Origin of the sequence: Tenebrionibacter intestinalis, assembly GCF_016632365.1 — a bacterium.
Taxonomy (GTDB): domain Bacteria; phylum Pseudomonadota; class Gammaproteobacteria; order Enterobacterales; family Enterobacteriaceae; genus Tenebrionibacter; species Tenebrionibacter intestinalis.
On record NZ_JAEPBH010000107.1, the window covers coordinates 1 to 1,889 of the forward strand.

The 1,889-nt window shown below is 47.7% G+C and carries 3 protein-coding genes and 1 pseudogene; 2 read left to right on the forward strand and 2 right to left on the reverse strand.

All coding sequences use genetic code 11. The features are described from left to right. Positions 1–39 precede the first annotated feature (39 nt). Together JJB97_RS17815 and JJB97_RS17820 are read left to right on the forward strand one after the other, a co-directional pair. On the forward strand, positions 40–378 hold the full coding sequence (locus JJB97_RS17815) for a helix-turn-helix domain-containing protein (protein ID WP_263458012.1): 339 nt from the start codon (positions 40–42) through the stop codon (positions 376–378). A 56-nt stretch (positions 379–434) separates the two neighbouring features. After that, on the forward strand, positions 435–716 hold the full coding sequence (locus tag JJB97_RS17820; RefSeq protein WP_238715415.1) for a SymE family type I addiction module toxin: 282 nt from the start codon (positions 435–437) through the stop codon (positions 714–716). A gap of 49 nt (positions 717–765) precedes the next feature. On the opposite strand, the gene JJB97_RS17825 is transcribed toward JJB97_RS17820, so the two are convergent. Continuing rightward, positions 766–1,155: a contact-dependent growth inhibition system immunity protein gene (locus JJB97_RS17825; RefSeq protein ID WP_238715416.1), complete on the reverse strand. Its 390-nt coding sequence runs from the start codon at positions 1,153–1,155 to the stop codon at positions 766–768. Further along, positions 1,152–1,889, reverse strand: a pseudogene (locus JJB97_RS17830) (polymorphic toxin type 28 domain-containing protein); the annotation flags it as partial. The pseudogene JJB97_RS17830 and the gene JJB97_RS17825, both read right to left, overlap by 4 nt.

The window sequence follows — 1,889 nt, forward strand, 5'->3', positions numbered from 1 at the left end:
AGAGAGGCGAAGTGTCTGGTGATCTATGGGGCTAGTCTATTGAACTTTCCCGCACGACTGATACAACTGCGTAAAGCGGCTGACCTGACGCAACAGACGCTGGCTGATCTGGCTTCCATTCACGTTAACCAGATCCGGCGCTATGAAGCCGGATCGGCACAGCCCACACTGGATGCGCTTATCCGGCTTGCTAAGGTGTTGCGGGTGTCTCTGGACAGTCTGGTGTTTGACGACCACGAACGCGGCCCGTCTGACGATCTGGCTTTGCAGTTCGAAGCGGTCAGCGGGATGCCGGAGGAAGAGCGCCGTATTATCAAGGCGTTACTGGATGGGATGATTCTGAAGTATCAGGCTAAACAGATTACTGAGCGCGGTTAAAGCAGGCGGCAACCTGCTTTAACCGCTGACCACAACAACTATCGGAGGTAGTTACTATGGCTGACACGCATCATAAGCCAGGCGGGCGCATTTCTAAAGCACAGCGACAGTTAAAGGTCGGTTACGTCAGTATTAATCATGTTGATCGGCACACTGGCGCGAGCCGCTNTATTAATCATGTTGATCGGCACACTGGCGCGAGCCGCTATTACAGCCGCAGCCCGGTACTTAACCTTAAGGGCAACTGGCTACAGGAGGCCGGATTTGATTACGGCCAACCGGTTATCGTCACCGTTGAGCAGGGGCGACTTATTATCTGCCTTGCAGGAACGGAGTGACACGATTTGCTGATGCAGCGATCCCGGCCAGTACGCCGGGATTAACTATTTATACTTGAGATAATTTAATTATTTTTTCTATATCCATAATCATTTGCCTGTCAAAACCATTTTTATTTAACTGGCTTAAGTAAGATGCAATCCTTAAAAAACAAGGTAGTGCTTCCTTTATCTCATCTCGGTTTAAAGAAGCTATTGAAGATATTAACTGCCCATCATAGTCATCTCCTGCTAGCGGATCATCCTTTAATAGAGCTTCCGCTCTGGGTAAGACATCCGCCAAAAAAACATCCTGTCTAATCGAACGAGCAATATCTCCAACATCTAATTGATCAATAGGAATATCTACAACCCCACTAAACCATTGATCTAGCGGCGAGTCATTACTCAATTCATAATTGCGATTATTAATTAATAGCAAGTCTCTAAAGGTCGTCATATCCCATATCCCTTTATGGCTGATTCTAACTTATTAATTGCATCGGTCGCTCTTCCGTAAGCAGCCTGAGCTTCAGGGTTATTTACATTTTTTAACGTGTTGGCATGATTTCTCAAACCATTGAGCGTATCCTGCATTTCCTTCATATGGTTCCAATATTTTCCGCTACCATCCGTCTTTATTATTGGATTGCTATCCATATCTTTCAGTGTGCCAGTAATATCATGGTCTTTGATGGAGTTCTTGATCAGATTATCGATTTTTCTGATTGAACTCTCTTGTTTCTGATTCAGCTTCTGTACTGGCTTATCATTTTGCTGATTAGGATCGTTTTCAGGCGGTGGTGGTGTACCAGTTCCTAAACCAACGCCACCAATTTCTGCCTTCTCTGAGTCCGTAAGGTCTTTACCCACATTTGGCGTTGAAGCACTTTCCGAACCGTACTTATCCTGCAGCGAAATCAGGTACTTACCGGTTAGCTCGTCGTTGCCCATCAGGGCCAGGGTAGCAAGATGATCCAGTTCATCGGCTGTCATCTTGTCGGCGACTTCCTTAAGTGCCGCACCTCCTGCTCCTGCAAGGCCCGCCATTCCGGCTTTCGCACCGATTTCCAGCAGTTGTTCCGCAACCTTACTCCGGCACGGTGAGAGGGCTGCACAACCACGTGCAACCAGCGCCAGAGAGTTATTCTCAGAAACAATGTTCCCCGGCGCGCCATCCCTCACCGCAACCGC